At 65.7% G+C, this 17,351-nt stretch carries 17 protein-coding genes; 10 read left to right on the forward strand and 7 right to left on the reverse strand.

All coding sequences use genetic code 11. The features are described 5' to 3' along the window. Nucleotides 1–4 precede the first annotated feature (4 nt). Complete coding sequence (locus tag AC1DRE_RS11970) at nt 5–952, forward strand: lipid II:glycine glycyltransferase FemX (protein WP_476984841.1); 948 nt, start codon at nt 5–7, stop codon at nt 950–952. 657 nt (nt 953–1,609) lie between these two features. Continuing rightward, the gene (locus tag AC1DRE_RS11975; RefSeq protein ID WP_476984842.1) at nt 1,610–2,140 is read left to right on the forward strand and encodes a hypothetical protein; all 531 of its coding nucleotides are present in this window, start codon (nt 1,610–1,612) and stop codon (nt 2,138–2,140) included. A gap of 68 nt (nt 2,141–2,208) precedes the next feature. Here AC1DRE_RS11975 and glpX read toward each other — a convergent pair whose 3' ends face one another. Continuing rightward, nucleotides 2,209–3,231: a class II fructose-bisphosphatase gene (gene glpX / locus AC1DRE_RS11980; protein ID WP_476984919.1), complete on the reverse strand. Its 1,023-nt coding sequence runs from the start codon at nt 3,229–3,231 to the stop codon at nt 2,209–2,211. A 194-nt stretch (nt 3,232–3,425) separates the two neighbouring features. Between glpX and AC1DRE_RS11985 the strand changes: the two genes are divergently transcribed. The 5 genes from AC1DRE_RS11985 to AC1DRE_RS12005 all read left to right on the forward strand — a co-directional run bounded on the left by AC1DRE_RS11985 (nt 3,426) and on the right by AC1DRE_RS12005 (nt 8,689). Next, nucleotides 3,426–4,133: a DUF4245 domain-containing protein gene (locus tag AC1DRE_RS11985; RefSeq protein ID WP_476984843.1), complete on the forward strand. Its 708-nt coding sequence runs from the start codon at nt 3,426–3,428 to the stop codon at nt 4,131–4,133. A 9-nt stretch (nt 4,134–4,142) separates the two neighbouring features. After that, complete coding sequence (locus AC1DRE_RS11990; protein WP_476984844.1) at nt 4,143–4,757, forward strand: carbonic anhydrase; 615 nt, start codon at nt 4,143–4,145, stop codon at nt 4,755–4,757. A gap of 72 nt (nt 4,758–4,829) precedes the next feature. Then, nucleotides 4,830–6,251, forward strand: coding sequence for a class II fumarate hydratase (locus AC1DRE_RS11995; protein WP_104172724.1), 1,422 nt, complete (start codon nt 4,830–4,832; stop codon nt 6,249–6,251). Between the two features lie 153 nt (nt 6,252–6,404). Continuing rightward, nucleotides 6,405–7,076 carry a TetR/AcrR family transcriptional regulator gene (locus AC1DRE_RS12000; RefSeq protein ID WP_476984845.1) on the forward strand — a complete coding sequence of 224 codons (672 nt, stop codon included), beginning with the start codon at nt 6,405–6,407 and terminating at the stop codon, nt 7,074–7,076. Continuing rightward, entirely contained in the window at nt 7,073–8,689 is a 1,617-nt protein-coding gene (locus AC1DRE_RS12005; RefSeq protein WP_476984846.1) for an MDR family MFS transporter, read from the forward strand. Before AC1DRE_RS12000 ends, AC1DRE_RS12005 begins: the two co-directional genes overlap by 4 nt. Nucleotides 8,690–8,721: 32 nt before the next feature. On the opposite strand, the gene AC1DRE_RS12010 is transcribed toward AC1DRE_RS12005, so the two are convergent. Both AC1DRE_RS12010 and AC1DRE_RS12015 read right to left on the reverse strand, forming a co-directional pair. Beyond that, nucleotides 8,722–9,192, reverse strand: coding sequence for an NUDIX hydrolase (locus AC1DRE_RS12010; RefSeq protein ID WP_476984847.1), 471 nt, complete (start codon nt 9,190–9,192; stop codon nt 8,722–8,724). A 37-nt stretch (nt 9,193–9,229) separates the two neighbouring features. Beyond that, on the reverse strand, nt 9,230–9,790 hold the full coding sequence (locus AC1DRE_RS12015; RefSeq protein WP_476984848.1) for a prepilin peptidase: 561 nt from the start codon (nt 9,788–9,790) through the stop codon (nt 9,230–9,232). A gap of 58 nt (nt 9,791–9,848) precedes the next feature. On the opposite strand from AC1DRE_RS12015, the gene AC1DRE_RS12020 reads away from it, so the two are divergent. After that, on the forward strand, nt 9,849–10,646 hold the full coding sequence (locus AC1DRE_RS12020; protein ID WP_476984849.1) for a hypothetical protein: 798 nt from the start codon (nt 9,849–9,851) through the stop codon (nt 10,644–10,646). Nucleotides 10,647–10,673: 27 nt separating this feature from the next. Beyond that, nucleotides 10,674–11,318, forward strand: a complete 645-nt coding sequence (locus AC1DRE_RS12025; protein WP_476984850.1) for a GNAT family N-acetyltransferase — start codon at nt 10,674–10,676, stop codon at nt 11,316–11,318. Nucleotides 11,319–11,376: 58 nt separating this feature from the next. Here AC1DRE_RS12025 and AC1DRE_RS12030 read toward each other — a convergent pair whose 3' ends face one another. Continuing rightward, complete coding sequence (locus AC1DRE_RS12030) at nt 11,377–12,819, reverse strand: PhoH family protein (RefSeq protein WP_104172731.1); 1,443 nt, start codon at nt 12,817–12,819, stop codon at nt 11,377–11,379. A gap of 267 nt (nt 12,820–13,086) precedes the next feature. Then, a complete protein-coding gene (locus AC1DRE_RS12035; RefSeq protein WP_364120620.1) occupies nt 13,087–13,848 on the reverse strand; it encodes an isoprenyl transferase in 762 nt (253 codons plus the stop codon). A gap of 213 nt (nt 13,849–14,061) precedes the next feature. Between AC1DRE_RS12035 and trhA the strand changes: the two genes are divergently transcribed. Then, the gene (trhA, locus tag AC1DRE_RS12040) at nt 14,062–14,733 is read left to right on the forward strand and encodes a PAQR family membrane homeostasis protein TrhA (RefSeq protein WP_476984920.1); all 672 of its coding nucleotides are present in this window, start codon (nt 14,062–14,064) and stop codon (nt 14,731–14,733) included. A 38-nt stretch (nt 14,734–14,771) separates the two neighbouring features. Here trhA and AC1DRE_RS12045 read toward each other — a convergent pair whose 3' ends face one another. Together AC1DRE_RS12045 and AC1DRE_RS12050 are read right to left on the reverse strand one after the other, a co-directional pair. Beyond that, nucleotides 14,772–16,967: a thioredoxin domain-containing protein gene (locus AC1DRE_RS12045; RefSeq protein WP_476984851.1), complete on the reverse strand. Its 2,196-nt coding sequence runs from the start codon at nt 16,965–16,967 to the stop codon at nt 14,772–14,774. Further along, nucleotides 16,945–17,340: a hypothetical protein gene (locus tag AC1DRE_RS12050; RefSeq protein ID WP_476984852.1), complete on the reverse strand. Its 396-nt coding sequence runs from the start codon at nt 17,338–17,340 to the stop codon at nt 16,945–16,947. Before AC1DRE_RS12050 ends, AC1DRE_RS12045 begins: the two co-directional genes overlap by 23 nt. Nucleotides 17,341–17,351: the final 11 nt, after the last annotated feature.

Raw genomic sequence — 17,351 nt, forward strand, 5'->3', positions numbered from 1 at the left:
TCCGGTGGAGTACTTCCTGCAGACCCCGCAGTGGGCGGATTTCCAGCGGTCGCTCGGGCGCACGGTCCACAAACAGTCAGGTCCCGGCTGGAGCTTCCTGGCCGTTGAGGAGAAGAACCCGGCAGGGAAGGTCCTCTACGCCCCGTACGGTCCGGTAGCGGCTTCCCTGGAAGCGTTCGACGACGCGCTGGCGGCTCTCGTGGCCGTGGCCCGGAAAAGCGGTGCAGCGTTTGTCCGGATCGAACCAGTCAGCGCCGGATTCGACGCTGCTGCGTCCGAAACCGTGCTGCGGAGCCGCGGCCTGCAGCCCGCTCCGGTCAGCCAGCAGCCGGAACTGAGCTGGATCGTGGACCTGGAGCAGGACTTCAAGGACGTCCTCGCCGCCATGAAACCCGTGAACCGGAACCTCTACCGGAACATCCACAAGAAGGACGTTACTTTCCGGTCGTCGCAGGATCCGGAGGACATCCGGGTGCTGTTGAACTTCCTGCACATGACGGCCAAAAGAAGCGGGTTCAAGCCGCAAAGCGACGAGTACCTGAGCCAAGTGGCCCGTTCCCTCATGCCTGCAGGTGCGGCCACGCTGTTCATCGCCGAACGCCACGGCGGCCCCATCGCCGCGGCCCTGGCCTACGATTCCGCCGACACGCGTACCTATGCTCACGCGGCCCTGGACGACTCCCACCGGAAGCTCAGCGCCGGCATACCACTCCTGGTCACGCTCATGGCGGATGCCAAGGAAAAGGGCCTGAAATACGTGGACCTGTGGGGTGTGGCACCGGAGGACCAGCCGAACCACAAATGGGCCGGGTTCACGGCGTTCAAGAAGTCATTCGGGGGGCGCGAGATCGCCTACCCGGGCACCTGGGACCTGCCCGTGAAGAAGTTCCGCTACGGCGCCTACCAGTTGGCCCGGAAGGCCCGCGAAAAACTCCGAGCCCTCCGCAACTGACCCACCCCTGCCGACCAGCGCGAACGGACACTTGAGTCCCTGCCTGCCAGCGCGAACGGACACTTGAGTCCCCCCTGCCAGCGCGAACGGACACTTGACTCCCCCCTGCCAGCGCGAACGGACACTTGACTCCCTCGGAGCACTGCGGACCAGTCCTCAAGTGTCCGCTCGCGCATCTCCAAAAAGTCCCCCTGTGGAGAACGTGTTCGAGCACGTTTGACCGTTGCAGACTGGAGTGTGCCCAGAACACCTCTGCCGCAGGAACTGCTTAGCGGGTCCTTCACTGATCACGCTGCCAGGGACCTCGGCGTCACCAGAAAGCGGCAGCGGCATCCCGACGTCGTCATCCCGTCCCGTGGTATCCGCATCCCGTTGACCGGAAATAGTGGCCCCGCGGCCAACCTCCGTGCCTACACGGAACTGGACGGCGCTTCAGTGCTGACCCATCATTCGGGCGCCCGCGTTTGGAGGTGCGGACTTCCGGCCTGGATGCAGGAGGATTGGCGCATCCATGTTGCCCGGGAACGGGAGGGCAGCAAGCCGCGGCGCCGTAACGTCGTCGGTCACCGGATGACTTTCAAGGAAGGAGAAGTTGTAATGCACGACGGCGTCCGAGTCACCTCGCCGGCGAGGACGTGGCTTGACCTCGCCTCACTCATGACGGTCGACGAACTGGTCGCGGCCGGTGACTCATTGGTCTGTGCACACGGCCCAGACTTTCCACGACCGAAAACGGCACTTTGCAGCATTGAAGAGCTGCGCCGGATGGTTGCTGCGCACCCGGGAATGCGCGGGATGAAGACGGCACGCCTCGCGCTGCCTGAAATCCGGGTGGGTGCCGACTCCCCGCAGGAAACCCGGATGCGGATGATCCTGGCCGGTTCCCGTCTCGGTGAACCCACCCTCAATTACATCATCGCGAATGCCTGGGGACAGCCCGCCGTTTGGCCTGATGCGGCCTATCAGCAGCAACGAATCGCCTTGCAGTACGACGGCGGCCATCATGCCGATCCGCGCCAGGTCCGCAGCGATGCACGCCGACTGGACGTAACGGAGCAATTGGGCTGGCGGGAAGTCAGGGTCTTCAAGGAGGATCTTGACGGCGACAAACCGTTTCTGCTCGAAAAGGTCAAGGCAGCAATGAACTTCCGGGATGAACGGCAATCATCAGCGCCGACAGGCACCTGAGGCCCCGAATCGCCAGGATTCAGGGCCTCAAGTGTCCGCTCGCGCTGAACGAGGATAAAACGGAGGGACTAGCTCTTGCGGGCGTAGCCTTCCCACTTGCTGGCCTGGTGCTCGCCGTCCACAAAACGGATGGTGCCGGACTTGGACCGCATGACGATCGACTGGGTCAGGACCTTGTCCTTGGAGTAGCGCACGCCCTTGAGCAGGTCGCCGTCGGTGATGCCCGTGGCTGCGAAGTAGCAGTTGTCGCTTGAAACGAGGTCGTTCGTGGAAAGCACACGATCGAGGTCGTGCCCGGCGTCGATGGCCTTCTGCTTCTCGTCATCGCTCGTGGGCCAGAGGCGGCCCTGGATGACGCCGCCGAGGGACTTGATGGCGCAGGCCGCCACGATGCCTTCCGGCGTTCCGCCGATGCCCATGAGCGCGTCAACCCCGGTGCCGGAGCGGGCCGCAGCAATAGCGCCGGCGACGTCGCCGTCCATGATGAACTTGGTCCGGGCACCGGCTTCGCGGATTTCCTCCACGAGGGGACGGTGGCGGTCCCGGTCCAGGATCATGACGTTCAGCTGGTTGACCTTAACGCCCTTCGCCTTGGCGATTAAATGCAGGTTCTGCTTGACGGGGAGTCGCAGGTCGACCATGTCCGCCGCTTCCGGGCCCGTGACGAGCTTCTCCATGTAGAACACGGCGGACGGGTCGAACATGGAGCCGCGCTCGGCGACGGCCAGGACGGCGAGGGCGTTGTTGATGCCCAGGGCAGTCAGGCGGGTTCCGTCAATGGGGTCGACGGCGACATCGCACTCGGGGCCGGTGCCGTCACCTACGTGCTCTCCATTGAAAAGCATGGGAGCTTCGTCCTTCTCACCTTCACCGATGACCACAACACCATTGAAGTGGACGGTCTGGAGGAAGGATCGCATGGCGTCGACTGCTGCGCCGTCAGCCTTGTTCTTATCGCCGAAGCCCACCCAGTGGCCACCGGCAATTGCGGCGGCTTCGGTGACGCGGACAAGTTCCAGGGCCAGGTTGCGGTCCGGTTCGTCAATGCCAACGGCAAGCGACGGGGAAATCGTGGAATACTGCTGGGTCATAGGCGCTGGTGACACGTGAACCTCTTCTTCGAGTGGCGATCATTGAACCCGTACGGCCGGTATCAGTCCGTCACGGTGATTCCTCTGGTACTGATCATAGTCGCGGGAGCATCCGAAGGTCATGGGATGACCACCCCGTGAAACAGGGTGTTCCCTCACCGAAGGAACGGCACGAATGTGAGAACCGCGTTCACATGGGCGACTATAGAAGCGTGAGCGAAACGCAGGACAAGTCCACCCCCCACACCCAGACGCCCGGCACCGGCTCCCCCGCGGGCACCGCCGGCGCTGCCGATGCACCCGCGGTTAAGCCAGTTATCCGCGCTGCGGCGGCGAAAAGGGCCAACGCCTCGGTCATCGGCATGATCGTCGCGCTGGTCGTGAGCGTCGCGGCGTTTCTCCCCATCGTCTTGATGAACCCCTCGCCGAAGACGGAGGGCTACCGGCCCAACGTCAACGTCAGCGCCGTCGCCCAAAACGCGGCCGGTGTGGCAGGATTCACACCGGTAGCGCCCGAGACCGGCGACACATTCAGTCCGAATTACGCCCGCTGGGAGTCCGGAACCGGCAGCGGGGTGCCCGTATGGGAGGTCGGCTACCTCACGCCCAAGGAATCATTCATCGGCCTCGTCCAGACCGCCCGGGCAAATCCCACCTGGCTGCTCCAGCAGACGAAGAACGCCCCGGTCACAGGAAACCGTAACGCCGGCGGCCTGGACTGGGAACTCCGGGATACCGGCAAGGGCGAGAAAAGCATGGTGCTCGAACACAAAGGCACCACCGTTGTCCTGACCGGCACGGCGCAACTCGACGAGTTCGCGGTCCTGGCTGACGCCGTCGTGAAGTCGCTGGAAAGTAACCCGGCCGCCACGGTTTCACCCTCGGCCGCCCCTTCACCGTAAAGTAGCCCCGTGGCTACTTACCTGACTCCCGCACTGGCTTGGCGGCGACTGCGCGAAGGAAATGAACGCTTCGTCGCCGGTGAATCCTCCCACCCCAACCAGGACGCGTCCCGGCGTTCCTCGCTCGTGGAGAACCAACACCCCTTCGCGGTCATCTTCGGCTGTTCGGATTCCCGCCTCGCGGCAGAAATCATCTTCGACCTCGGCCTGGGCGACGCTTTCGTCGTCCGCACCGCCGGCCAGGTGATTGACGACGCCGTGCTCGGCTCGCTCGAATACAGCATCAGCGTGCTGGGTGTTCCGCTGATTGTGATCCTGGGGCACGACAGCTGCGGAGCGGTCAGCGCGACGAAGTCCGCCGTCGAAACCGGCCAGATGCCGGTCGGCTTCATCCGCGACCTCGTCGAGCGGATCACGCCGTCCGTCCTGACCTCCCTCCGCAACAACGAGACCGAAGTCAACGAGATGGTGGTCGAGCACGTCAAGCAGACCTCGCAGCGGCTGGTGGACAGCTCGCGTGTGATTTCTGCCGCAATCGAAACGGGCCGCGCCGCAGTCATTGGATTGTCGTACAGCCTCGCGGACGGCCGGGCGGACCTCGTTTCGGGAATCGGCGAGCTCTAACGAGCTCTAAAGTGACGGCCCGGGGCACTTCACGGTTTTAGCCCCGGCCGTCAATCGCCCTAAGCTAGCCCCATGACTTCCACTGAAGAATTCCGCATTGAACATGACACGATGGGCGAAGTCCGCGTCCCCGTGAACGCCCTGTACCGTGCACAGACGCAGCGTGCAGTTGAAAACTTCCCCATTTCCGGCAAAACCCTGGAACGCGCACACATCGAGGCCCTCGCCCGGGTCAAGAAGGCTGCCGCCCAGGCCAACGCAGAACTTGGAGTGCTCGACGGCGAGCTGGCCAAGGCGATCGCGGATGCCGCCGATGAGGTAGCCGCCGGGAAGTACGACGGCGATTTCCCCATCGACGTCTTCCAGACCGGCTCCGGCACGTCCTCGAACATGAACACCAACGAGGTCCTCGCCGAGCTTGCTTCCCGTGCCCTCAAGGCTGCCGGCAGCGACAAGGTGGTCCACCCCAACGACCACGTCAACGCTTCCCAGTCCTCCAACGACGTCTTCCCCACCTCGGTCCACGTCGCAGCCACCTCGGCCCTGATCAACGACCTCATCCCGGCCCTCGGCTACCTGGCCGAGTCGCTGGAGCGCAAGGCCGTGGAGTTCAAGGACGTCGTCAAGTCCGGCCGCACGCACCTCATGGACGCCACCCCGGTGACCTTGGGCCAGGAGTTCGGCGGCTACGCCGCGCAGGTCCGCTACGGCATCGAGCGCATCAACGCCTCCCTTCCCCGAGTGGCTGAAGTTCCCCTCGGCGGAACCGCTGTGGGCACCGGCATCAACACCCCGGCCGGCTTCCCGGAGCGCGTCATCGAACTGCTCGCCACCGACACCGGCCTGCCGCTGACCGAAGCACGCGACCACTTCGAAGCCCAGGCCAACCGCGACGGCCTCATCGAAGCCTCCAGCCAGCTGCGCAACATCGCGATCTCCTTCATGAAGATCAACAACGACCTCCGCTGGATGGGCTCCGGCCCCAACACCGGCCTCGGCGAAATCGCCATCCCGGACCTCCAGCCGGGCTCCTCGATCATGCCGGGCAAGGTCAACCCCGTCATCTGCGAGGCGTCCATCATGGTGTGCGCCCAGGTCATCGGCAACGACACCGCCATCGCCTGGTCCGGCACCAACGGCGCCTTCGAACTGAACGTCGGCATCCCCGTCATGGCCGCCAACCTGCTGGAATCCGTGCGCCTGCTGGCCAACACCAGCCGTGTCATGGCCGACAAGATGATCGACGGCATCACCGCCAACGTCGAGCGCGCACGCTTCCTCGCCGAGGCCTCGCCGTCCATCGTCACCCCGCTGAACAAGTTCATCGGCTACGAGAACGCCGCCAAGATCGCCAAGAAGGCCGTGGCTGAGGGCCTCACCATCCGCGAGACCGTCGTCGCCATGGGCTTCCTGGAACGCGGCGAACTGACCGAAGAGCAGCTGGACACCGCCCTGGACGTCATGTCCATGACCCGCCCGCCGCACAAGGCATAAGTCCCCACCGCCTAAGTACGACGGCGGCCGCCCACCTTCGCAGCGAAGGCGGGCGGCCGCTGGCGTTTAAGGGAGCTGCGGTGGGTTGGGTACTCAAGTGTCCCCTCGCGCTACAAATTGCACTATTTCAGAATTGGTGCAAAACTTTACTTTGTGAACAATAGTGCAATTAGCGACGGCGGTCTGCGGGAGCGCAAACGGGCAGCCACCCGCGGTTCCATCAGCGCCATCGCGCGGTCGCTGACGGCCGAGCGGGGCCTCAACGGCTACACCGTCGAGGAAGTGTGTGAACAGGCGGGCATCTCGCGCCGGACGTTTTTCAACTACTTCCCGTCCAAAGAGGACGCCATCCTCGGCCACGTGGACGACGAACTCCCCGAGGAGGTCTTCACCGACTTCATCCGCGGGGGTGCCGGCTCCCGTTCCGGCGAGATCTCCCCCACCCTCCTCCAGGACCTGGTGGGGCTGGCACTGAAAATGTCGGAACGGATGAGTTCCTCCGAAGAGGAGACCCGCCAGCTGATCGGCGTCATCAAGAAAGAGCCCCAGCTGATGCTCAAAATAATCGGCGCCACGGAGGAACGGGAAGCCCACTTTGCCCGCGTCCTGGCCGCCCGCGAAGGTGTGTCCCCGGAGCATCCGGTAGTCCGGATGGCGGTGGTGGCCCTGGGCAGCATCGCCCGGCACACCAGCATGGCCTATTTCTCCGAAGGCAACGCCCGTTCCTACCAGGACCTGCTGCTGGAAAACATCTCCTCCGCCCGCCTGCTCTTCTCGCAGCCCCTCAACCTCCCTGAACAACTCTTCGCCGAAGGACACCAATGAGCACCGCCGTCAGCCCCAAGGCAGCAGCCGAGCCGCTGCTGCTGACCCAGAAACGCATCTGGATCATTTTCTCGGCCCTGATCGCCGGGATGTTGCTCTCCAGCCTGGACCAGACCATCGTCTCCACTGCGATGCCCACCATCGTGGGCAAGCTCGGCGGCGTGGAACACCAGGCCTGGATCACCACCGCCTACCTGTTGGCCACCACCATCGTGATGCCCATCTACGGCAAGTTCGGTGACGTCCTGGGCCGCCGCAACCTGTTCCTCGTCGCCATCGCACTGTTCACCCTCGCCTCGGTGGGCTGCGCCTTCGCCACCGATTTCTGGGGCTTCGTGATCTTCCGCGCCATCCAGGGCCTGGGCGGCGGCGGCCTGATGATCCTCTCCCAGGCCATCATCGCCGACATAGTCCCGGCCAAGGACCGCGGCAAGTACATGGGTCCGCTCGGGGCCATCTTCGGCCTCTCCGCCGTCGCCGGCCCCCTGCTGGGCGGCTACTTCGTTGACCACCTGACCTGGGAATGGGCCTTCTACATCAACATCCCCATCGGCATCGCCGCCTTCACCATCGCGTGGTTCACTTTGACCCTGCCGAACAAGAAGGCTGAGAAGCGGATCGACGTCCTCGGCGTCCTGCTGCTCTCCGCGGCCACCACATGCCTGATCTTCTTCACCGACTTCGGCGGCAAGAAGGACGAAGGCTGGGATTCGCCGCTGACCTGGGCGTTCGGTGCCGGCCTGGTCGTGGCCGCTACCGCGTTCGTCATGGTGGAACGCCGGGCCGAGGATCCCATCATTCCGCTTGGCCTGTTCAAGAACCGGATCTTCGTGAACTCCACCGCCATCGGCTTCACGCTGGGCCTGGGCATGTTCGCAGCCATCGCGTTCGTCCCCACGTTCCTGCAGATGTCCTCCGGGACCTCAGCTGCCGAATCCGGGCTGCTCATGCTGCCCATGATGGCGGGCCTGATGGGCATGGCCATCTACTCGGGCATCCGGATCTCCAAGACCGGCAAGTACAAGATGTTCCCCATCATGGGCGCTGCCCTCACGATGGCCGCCATGCTGTGGCTGACCACCCTGACCGCCGACACCCCCATCTGGGTCATCTGCGTGCAGCTGTTCGTCTTCGGCGCCGGCCTCGGGTCCATCATGCAGGTCATCGTCCTGGTGGTGCAGAACTCCGTGCCCGCCGGGCAGATCGGCACGGCCACCAGCACCAACAACTATTTCCGCGAAGTGGGCGCGTCCCTGGGCGTGGCCGTGTTCGGCTCCATCTTCACCTCGCGGCTGGCCGAGTCCCTGACCAACGCGTTCACCGGGGCCGGCGCTTCCGCCGAGCAGGCCGCGCAGTCCACGCAGAGCCTGGATCCGCAGGCCCTGAGCCAGCTGCCGGAACAGCTCCGGGACGCCATCGTGAACGCCTACGCCGACTCGCTGGCACCAGTGTTCTGGTACCTCCTGCCGTTCCTGGGCATCGCGCTGGTGCTGGCTCTGACCCTGAAGCAGATCCCGCTCTCCGACACGGCCGGCATGGTGGCCCGCGGCGAGGCTGTGGGCGGCGAAGAGGCGGAGCGCCTCGAAGCCGAGAGGCAGGCCGCCGCAGTCTAGAAAACCACCGCAGGACGGCGCTGCCGGGGGGCTCAGGGTTCGTAGTGGACGGCGTCCTCCGGCTGCAGCGCCCGCCGGATGCATTCCCGGTCTCCGGGCCTGAGTTCCGGCAGCCCGTCCAGCGGGAACCAGCCCACCGCCAGGGATTCGTCGTCGTTCACCCGCGCTTCACCGGAGACGTGGCGGCAGCGGAACACGATGTCCAGGAAGTCGCACACATCGCCATTGGGGAAGGTCACGGGGCCCACGACGCCGACCGACAGCATACGCTCCGTTTCGGCCACGACGGCGGTCTCTTCGAAGATCTCCCGCACCAGCCCGGGCGCGGGGTGCTCGCCAGGCTCCAGCATTCCGGAGATCAGGGCCCACCTGCCGTTGTCTGAACGCTGGCCCAGCAGGACGTGGCCGTCGCCATTGAAGACAACTCCCCGCACGGCGGGAACCCACAGCGGGTCATGGCCTATTTTTTCGCGGAGTTTGAGGACGAAGTCAGGTGCTGGCATAGCTTCAGCCTAACCGCAGCAAAGCCGGTGCAGGCTCTCAGCCCGCAGGCAGGAGCAGCATCACGGCGGCGGATCCGGCCAGCATGAAGGGACCGAACGGGATGTCGGATTTAAGCGTGCCACGGCGTGCAGCGAGCAGGCCAAGGCTCCAGAGCCCGCCAAGGAGAAAGGCTGCGAAGGTCCCGGCGAACACGTGGCCCCAGCCGAGGTAGCCGAGGTACATTCCCAGCACACCGGCGAGTTTCACGTCACCGAACCCCATTCCCGGCGGATAGACCAGGCGCAGGATGAAGTAGAAGAGCCACAGCACCGCTCCGCCGGCCAGGATGCGGACCCCCGGGATCCCGAAAAGCCGGGCGGCGCCGTCGGGCACTGCTTCGACGTCCGCGCCGGCCACCAGGACGGTGACTGCCGCCGCCAGCAGCAGCACGCCGCCCACGGCGTAGGACGGGAACACAATCCTGTTGGGCAGCAGGTGGTGCCGGACGTCGATGACGGTAAGCCGTACGGCCATCACGCCGAAGTAGGCGCAGGCCGCCAGCACCAGCCAGAAGGCCAGCGGAGTGGATTCCCAAAGTTCGCCCAGTCGTTGGATCACCCTCGGATGCTACTGGATTTTCCCGCCCCGCCGCTGGGCCCGCGCGTAAACTGTGGATATGTCGACATGGGACGCGAGGCGCCAGGGGGAAACCGGTCAGCAGAATGGGCCCGCAGACATGGCCACGAAGTTCCGGAACCTCTGCCGTTCGTCGCCCTGGAAATGGCAAACCCTCCGGTTCGAGTACGTCGACGGGCCCGGCGCCGACCCTGACAACACCGTGCGTGCGTGGCTTCGCCGGCCCGGCGCCCTCCGGCTGGAGTCCGCTGCCGGTGTGGTGCTGCACAGCACCACGGGCATCAACGACTCCAAGGACGGGTTCTACGTCAGTTCCACCCGGAAGTCGTGGCTGTTGCCTCCGCATCTGGTCACCCCCGTGTACGACGACGGCGGACTGGTCCGGCGCCGCCCGGAGGCTGCCTACGGCGAACCCTGCTTCGGAAACGGACGCTTTGCCGCGGCGCTGGACCCGGTGGAGCTGGCCGGCAACGCCCCCGTCCCGATCGAATTTCCGAACACAAACGCGGTGGAACTCGGCACCATCACCGCCGTGGACCACGAGGGCCGCCCTGCGCTGGAAACCGTGGTGATTCCCAACGCCGCCTACACGCCTTCGGACCGCGACGCGCCCCTATGCCGGCCCGGACGCAACCTCATAAGGATCGACCTCGGCACCGGAGTGTGCGTTTCAAGCCGCTCACTGGAGGACGAATCCAAGGACCTAGGCCATTGGCTCCGGATCCTGGCCGTGGATGAGTACATGCTGGATGACCTTTTCCTCGCGGAATCCATGAACCTGACGGACGTCCGCCGCCACATCAGCTGGGACATCTCACCGCGGCACGTGACCGGCTGAGCGCAGCCCGGAGGCTAAGCTTCCCTGATGACCGACCTCACCGCCATCTGGCCACCCCTGGGCCTGACCCTGACCACGCCCCGGCTTGTGCTGCGGCCGATCCGGGACGACGACATCCCTGCCGCCGTCGAAGCCGCGCTCTCGGGCATCAGCGAACCGGGCCGCAGCCCCTTCAGCACGCCGTGGAACGAATTTCCCGCTGAGAAGCTGGGCGCCAACATGGCGCAGTGGTACTGGCGCTGCCGTGCCGGGATTTCCCCCGACGCCTGGACGATGCTGCTTGGCATCTGGCACGACGGCGGGATTATCGGCTGCCAGGACATCGAGGCCAAGGATTTCGCCACCCTGCGGACAGTCACCACGGGCTCCTGGCTCCGGAAGTCCGTGCACGGCCGGGGCCTCGGCAAGGAAATGCGCGCCGCCGTCGTCAGCTACGCCTTTGACCACCTGAAAGCGGAGGTCGCCGAGTCCGAGGCAGCCGCCTGGAACGAAAAATCCCTGGGCGTCTCCCGCTCCCTTGGTTACCAGCTGAACGGTGTCACCCGCACGGCCTGGGGCGGCGTCAGGCAGGATGTGCAGAAGGTCCGGGTGACCCCGGAAACCTTCAAGCGCCCCGACTGGACGCTGAAAGTGGAAGGCCACGAAGCCACGGCCAGATACCTGGGGCTGTAGGCGACCGGCCGTGGCGGGGCGGGGCGCACCCGGCCACGGCCCTTCACAGGTGCTGGTGCTAGATTTCCGCCCCTTCAAGCAGTTCCGTGACGAGTGCCGCGATCGGCGAGCGCTCGGACCGGGTCAGGGTGATGTGCCCGAAGAGCGGGTGCCCCTTAAGGGTTTCGACGACGGCGGCAACACCGTCGTGCCGGCCGACCCGCAGGTTGTCGCGCTGGGCGACGTCGTGGGTCAGGACGATCTTCGAGTTCTGGCCGATCCGGCTCATCACTGTCAGGAGCACGTTCTTCTCGAGCGACTGCGCCTCATCGACGATCACGAACGCATCATGGAGCGAGCGGCCGCGGATATGGGTCAGCGGCATGACTTCCAGCATGCCGCGGTCCATGACTTCCTCGACGACTTCCTGGCTGACCAGGGCTCCGAGGGTGTCAAAGACGGCCTGCGCCCACGGGTTCATTTTTTCCGCTTCGGAGCCGGGCAGGTAGCCGAGCTCCTGGCCGCCCACCGCGTACAGCGGCCGGAAGACGATCACCTTGCGGTGTTCGCGGCGTTCCAGCACGGCCTCGAGGCCGGCACACAGCGCCAGCGCCGACTTTCCGGTGCCCGCACGGCCGCCGATCGACACGATGCCGACGGACGGGTCCATTAGCATGTCGATGGCCAGCCGCTGTTCCGCGGAACGGCCGTGCAGCCCGAACACGTCACGGTCCCCCTTGACCAGCCGGACCTGTTTGTCCGCGCCCACGCGGCCCAGGGCGGAACCCCGGTTGGAGAGCAGCACCAGTCCGGTGTTGACGGGCATCTCTGCCGCCGCCGGAATGAAGACGGGTTCGTGGCCGTAAAGGGTGGAGACCTCCTCTTCGCTCGCTTCGACCTCGGCCACGCCGGTCCAGCCGGAGTCCTTCACCAGTTCGTTGCGGTACTCATCGGCGAGCAGTCCCATGGCCGAGGCCTTGACGCGCATTGGCAGGTCTTTGGAGACCACCGTGACGTTGCGGCCCTCGTTGGCGAGGTTCTTGGCGACGGCGAGGATTCGGCTGTCGTTGTCCCCGCCGCGGAAGCCTGCGGGCAGCACCTCAGCGGAGATGTGGTTCATCTCCACCATGAGGGTGCCGCCGTCGTCGCCCAGCGGAATGGGGTGGTCGAGCCCGCCATGCTGGACCCGGAGGTCATCCAGGAGCCTCAGCGCCTTGCGGGCGAAGTATCCCAGCTCGGGGTCGTGCCGTTTGCCCTCAAGCTCCGTAATGACCACGATCGGGACAATGACTTCGTGTTCCGCGAAACGCAGCAGCGCGCGGGGGTCCGAGAGCAATACCGAGGTGTCGATGACGAAGGTCCACAGAGTGTCGTCTGTCCCGGCCTTTTCGCCGGATACAGCAAGACCGGCCGCAGCGTGATGATTCGCTGCACCGGTCTGTGAGGTGGCTCGCTTGGCGCGAGAGGTAGCTTTCTCTCCCTGGTCGGAAATGACGTCGGGCAGTTGTTCAGAAATAGCCACATCGACTCCAGCCCCGGGGCGCACGCCCGGATATTTTATAGGTGAGGCGGATCGGCCACGAGGCCGGTTCCGGCCTCCCATACATCCGGTGCGAAAATCCGCTCCATGTACTGGCCTCCCCGATTAGCCGGCATTTTGCCTGCTAATGGACTCAACGTAATTCCCCGCGGCTTTGTTTCCCAAACCATTCGTCGGCGATTCTTATTGCGGTCACGTGAACTCCGCGTGAACCGGCCATGACGGGCCTTCCATGCAGGCAGGCCGCTGTCAGGAGCCGAAGCGCCGCTGCCTGCCGGCGTAGTCGCGCAATGCCCGGAGGAAGTCCACTTTGCGGAAGGCAGGCCAGAGCGCCTCGCAGAAGTAGAACTCGCTGTAGGCGCTTTGCCACATCAGGAAACCGGACAGCCGCTGCTCTCCCGATGTACGGATCACCAGGTCCGGGTCCGGTTGCCCCCGGGTGTACAGGAACCGCGAAATGTCATCGACGCTAAGTTCATCCGCGAGCTTGCCGATGTCCTTGCCCCTGGCCACGGCATCGTGGAGGAGTTCCCGGACGGCGTCCACGATTTCACGGCGTCCGCCGTAACCCACAGCGACGTTGACGTGGATCTTTTCATGTGCCGGGGTCCGGGCCGTGAGCTTGTTGAGCCGGTCGGCCAGGTAGTCGGGAAGGAGTTCCGGTGCGCCCATCGCATGGACGGAGATGTCCGCATCCTCATCCAGCCGGTCAAGGGTGTTCGCGATGATGCCCATCAGCAGGTCCAGCTCCTCGCCGGAGCGGTTCATGTTGTCGGTGGAGAGCATGTAGAGCGTGACCACTTTGACGCCCAGTTCCTGGCACCAGCCGAGGAACTCGTGGATCTTGTCGGCCCCTGCCTGGTGTCCCTGGCTGGTGGGCGCATTGAACTGCTTGGCCCAGCGGCGGTTGCCGTCCACCATCACGCCGATGTGTCTGGGGATTCGGTCCTTGTCCAGCGAGCGCAGGAGCTTGCGTTCGTAGAAGCCATAGAGGATCCCGGGCCACTCCATCCGGAGACTCACCTGACTTCCTTGATGTACGACGGCAGTGCATTCCTAGGCTACCTGCCCGCAACCGGCACCCGGTGCACGGAGTGCCACCTTTCGGTCAGCCCAGGGAGTTACTGAAAAGTAACTTACTGGAACGTAGTTTATTCTTGAGCAATGGAAAGCAATACTCCCCACTCGGGGTCGGGAGCAGGCCGCGGCCGGAAATCAAGCCCGATGGACGATGCGGCAGTCCGCCTCGCGGAACTCCTGATGATCAAGCCGAAATGGCGTGGCTGGATCCACACCGTTACCGCACCGTTGGCTTTCGCGGCGGGGCTTGTCCTGATCCTGCTGGCCCCCACTGCCGACCTGAAAATCGCCTCTGCCGTCTACGCCGTGACCGGGGTGCTGCTGTTCGGGATCAGCGCCGTGTACCACCGCGGCAACTGGTCGCCCGGCGTCAAGATCGTCCTCAAGCGCCTGGATCACACCAACATCATGCTGGTGATCGCAGGCAGCTACACGCCCTTGGCGTGGGCCCTGCTGGAACGTCCCAAGGCAGTAGTGCTGCTGTGGGTCATCTGGTCCGGCGCCATCCTGGGGGTTCTGTTCCGGCTGCTGTGGACCCATGCGCCGCGCTGGCTCTACGTGCCCATCTACATCGCCCTGGGCTGCGGTTCACTGTTCTACCTGCCGGACTTTTTCGCGGCCAGCATTGCCGCCGCCGTCCTGATCTGTGTGGGCGGCGCCCTCTACATAGCCGGGGCCGTTTTCTACGCGCTCAAGAAGCCAAACTTCAGTTACCAGCACTTCGGCTTCCACGAGCTCTTCCACGCGTTCACGGTGTTCGCTTTTGCGGCACACTTCATCGCCATCGCCATCGCGGTCCTCGGCCGGCCAGCCTAGCGGCTGCCTGCAACGATGAGGCCCGTGCGGCAGCGTCGTCATCCGGCCATCGCAGCCAGCCGCTCCAGTAGTTCGGCCACGGTTCCCACCGGGCGGTCACACACCATCCCGCGGCAGAGGAACACCTGCGGCGAGCCGTCGGGCGCCGCTGTCCTGCCCTCCAGCAGCGGCACGGCGGACGGGACAGGACCGGCAGGCGGCCCCCCGGCGTCGGACGTCACGGCAACCACCAGCCCCGGGCTGGCGGACAGCAGCACCGCGTGGTGGAGTGCCGCCCGCGCCGGACCGTCAGGTCCGACGACGGCGGCCTCCACCGGGCCTGCCAGCGCGGCCTGCGCCGTGGCCAGGAGCCATCCTGCCGCCCGGGGCGCACGAGTCGCCAGGGGCGGGAGCAGGGAGAGTATGTTTCCCGCCATGATCCGGTGGTCGGCGGAACCGGAGAGTGCCGAGTAGCTCAGCAGGGCACCGGCAAAGGCGGCCGCGCCGCTGGGTGTGGCGTTGTCGAAGGGCTCAAGGCCGGCCCGCTGCCCCTGTGCGTTGAAAACCTGGGAGGACTCCCCGGCAGTGTCCACCAGCGTTCCGTCCGCACCAAACCTCAGGCAGGCGGCCTCCAGGATGGCTTCTGCCAGCTGGTACCAGCGCTCGGCACCCGTGACGCCGTACAGGGCCAGGAGTCCGTCGACGCAGAAGGCATAGTCTTCGAGCAGCCCGCCGATCCCCCTCGCCTGGCCGGCATGCGACACCCGCACCAGGGTGCCGGGCCCGGCGCCCTGGCCCCCTGCGCCCGGAGCCCGCCAGTGGACCCGCTCAAGGTAAACGGCAGCCTGCCCGGCCGCAGCCACCAGGTCGGGCCGGTTCAGGACCGCCCCTGCTTCGGCCAGCGCGGCGACGGCCAGCCCGTTCCAGCCCGCCACCACTTTGTCGTCCCTGGCGGGCTGCGGACGCCCGGAACGCACGGCCAGGAGGCGCGGCCGGATCCGGTCCCACAGGGCGCTCCCGGCATCGTCGAGCCGGCGCCCCGGATGCAGCGGAGAAGCCGCCGCCGTCACGGTACCCTCGGCCCGGACATTCATCAGCCGCGCCGCAGCGGCGCCGTCGTCAGGTCCCAGGACGTCCTGCAGTTCCGCCGGAGTCCAGAGGTAGCTGGCCCCCTCGTGGTGCTGGCCGTCCACCACCGTGTCGGCGTCCAGGGATGAGGCGAACGCCTCCGCTTGCCCAGCGCCGGCGACGCCAAGTGCCTCGATCATCCAGTCCGCAGTGCGGGCGGCAACATCCCCCGCCTCGCTGGCGGGGAACACGGAATCGCCGCCGAGCCGGACCCAGTGGACATAGGCGCGCAGCAGCTGGGCATTGTCGTAAAGCATTTTTTCAAAGTGCGGCACGGACCAGTCACGGGTCACGGAGTACCGGGCAAAGCCGCCGTCCAGCTGGTCGAAAAGCGCCGAACGGGCCATCGCGGCGAGCGTCCGGCCCGCCATGTCCCTGGCCGCATCCGAGGTATCCGATGCCACCGCAGCGTGCCGGACCAGGAATTCCAGCACGGGCGACGGCGGGAACTTCGGCGCGGTGCCGAATCCGCCGTCGTCCGGGTCTTCGGAACGGGCCAGGACGCGGACTGCTTCGGTGAGCAGTTCCGCATCCACAGGATCCGGCGAACCGGTCAACTGGACGGCAGCCGCAAGTTGGGATTCGGCCATCCCCCGCGCCAGGGACTCGGCGTTTTGTTCGACGCCTTCACGCCGTTCCAGCCAGGCATCGCGGACCGCCTCGAGCACCTGGCGGAACGACGGCCGTCCGGGCAGGGGCCGCGGCGGGAAGTAGGTCCCGGCATGGAAGGCGCGTCCGTCCGGCATGAGGAAAACGGACATCGGCCAGCCGCCTTCGCCGCTGATGGCCTGGGTTGCGGCCATGTACACGGCGTCCACGTCCGGACGCTCTTCCCTGTCCACCTTGATGGCCACGAAGTTGGCGTTGAGGAAGTCCGCTGTCTCCTGGTCCTCGAAGGATTCGTGCGCCATCACATGGCACCAGTGGCACGCGGCATAGCCGATGGACAGGAAGACGGGGACGTCTCGCTCCGCTGCGAAGCCGAACGCCTCATCGCCGAAGGGCCGCCAGTGGACCGGGTTGGCGGCGTGCTGCCTCAGGTACGCGGAAGGTTCCCCGCCCAGGGCATTGGCTGCCCCGGGCCGGGCTGTGCCGGCTCCGCCGCTAGCTGCGTCCGCGGCCTTCATCACCGTTTGATTCCGTCCGGAGGCCGGCACCGCCCTGGGTGTCGGCAGTCTGGGTGCCGGAGGACTGGGTGCCGGAAGTCTGCGTGCCGGAAGTCTGCGTGCCCGAATCGCCGGTTCCCGGCGCCTCCAGCGTGTCCTGATCCCCGGCAGTCAATGCAGCCATACGTTCTTCCTCGACCTGTGCGCGGTAGCGGACGCGGCGGATGCGCCGCACCATGTCCACGATCAGCAGCGTGGTGGCCAGGACGAAGAAGGCCGTCATGATGAAACCCCACATGCCCGGAGTCACCTGGTCTTCTGAGAGGCCCGGGCGCAGGGACGGCGTGGGGCTGGGTGCCGGGGCCGTCGCGAGGGCGATGAGCAAGTGATGCACGGTTAAACCTT

The sequence above is a fragment of the Arthrobacter sp. P4_H3 genome (assembly GCF_056400885.1).

Bases quoted from the DNA above. Each gene is read 5' to 3' on its own strand.
- AC1DRE_RS11975 (WP_476984842.1), top strand. From the start codon at position 1,610: ATGACGGTCGACGAACTGGTCGCGGCCGGTGACTCATTGGTCTGTGCA.
- glpX (WP_476984919.1), bottom strand. From the start codon at position 3,231: ATGACCCAGCAGTATTCCACGATTTCCCCGTCGCTTGCCGTTGGCATT.
- AC1DRE_RS11985 (WP_476984843.1), top strand. From the start codon at position 3,426: ATGGGCGACTATAGAAGCGTGAGCGAAACGCAGGACAAGTCCACCCCC.
- AC1DRE_RS11995 (WP_104172724.1), top strand. From the start codon at position 4,830: ATGACTTCCACTGAAGAATTCCGCATTGAACATGACACGATGGGCGAA.
- trhA (WP_476984920.1), top strand. From the start codon at position 14,062: ATGGACGATGCGGCAGTCCGCCTCGCGGAACTCCTGATGATCAAGCCG.
- AC1DRE_RS12010 (WP_476984847.1), bottom strand. From the start codon at position 9,192: ATGCCAGCACCTGACTTCGTCCTCAAACTCCGCGAAAAAATAGGCCAT.
- AC1DRE_RS12005 (WP_476984846.1), top strand. From the start codon at position 7,073: ATGAGCACCGCCGTCAGCCCCAAGGCAGCAGCCGAGCCGCTGCTGCTG.
- AC1DRE_RS12035 (WP_364120620.1), bottom strand. From the start codon at position 13,848: ATGGAGTGGCCCGGGATCCTCTATGGCTTCTACGAACGCAAGCTCCTG.
- AC1DRE_RS12025 (WP_476984850.1), top strand. From the start codon at position 10,674: ATGACCGACCTCACCGCCATCTGGCCACCCCTGGGCCTGACCCTGACC.
- AC1DRE_RS12045 (WP_476984851.1), bottom strand. From the start codon at position 16,967: ATGAAGGCCGCGGACGCAGCTAGCGGCGGAGCCGGCACAGCCCGGCCC.
- AC1DRE_RS12020 (WP_476984849.1), top strand. From the start codon at position 9,849: ATGTCGACATGGGACGCGAGGCGCCAGGGGGAAACCGGTCAGCAGAAT.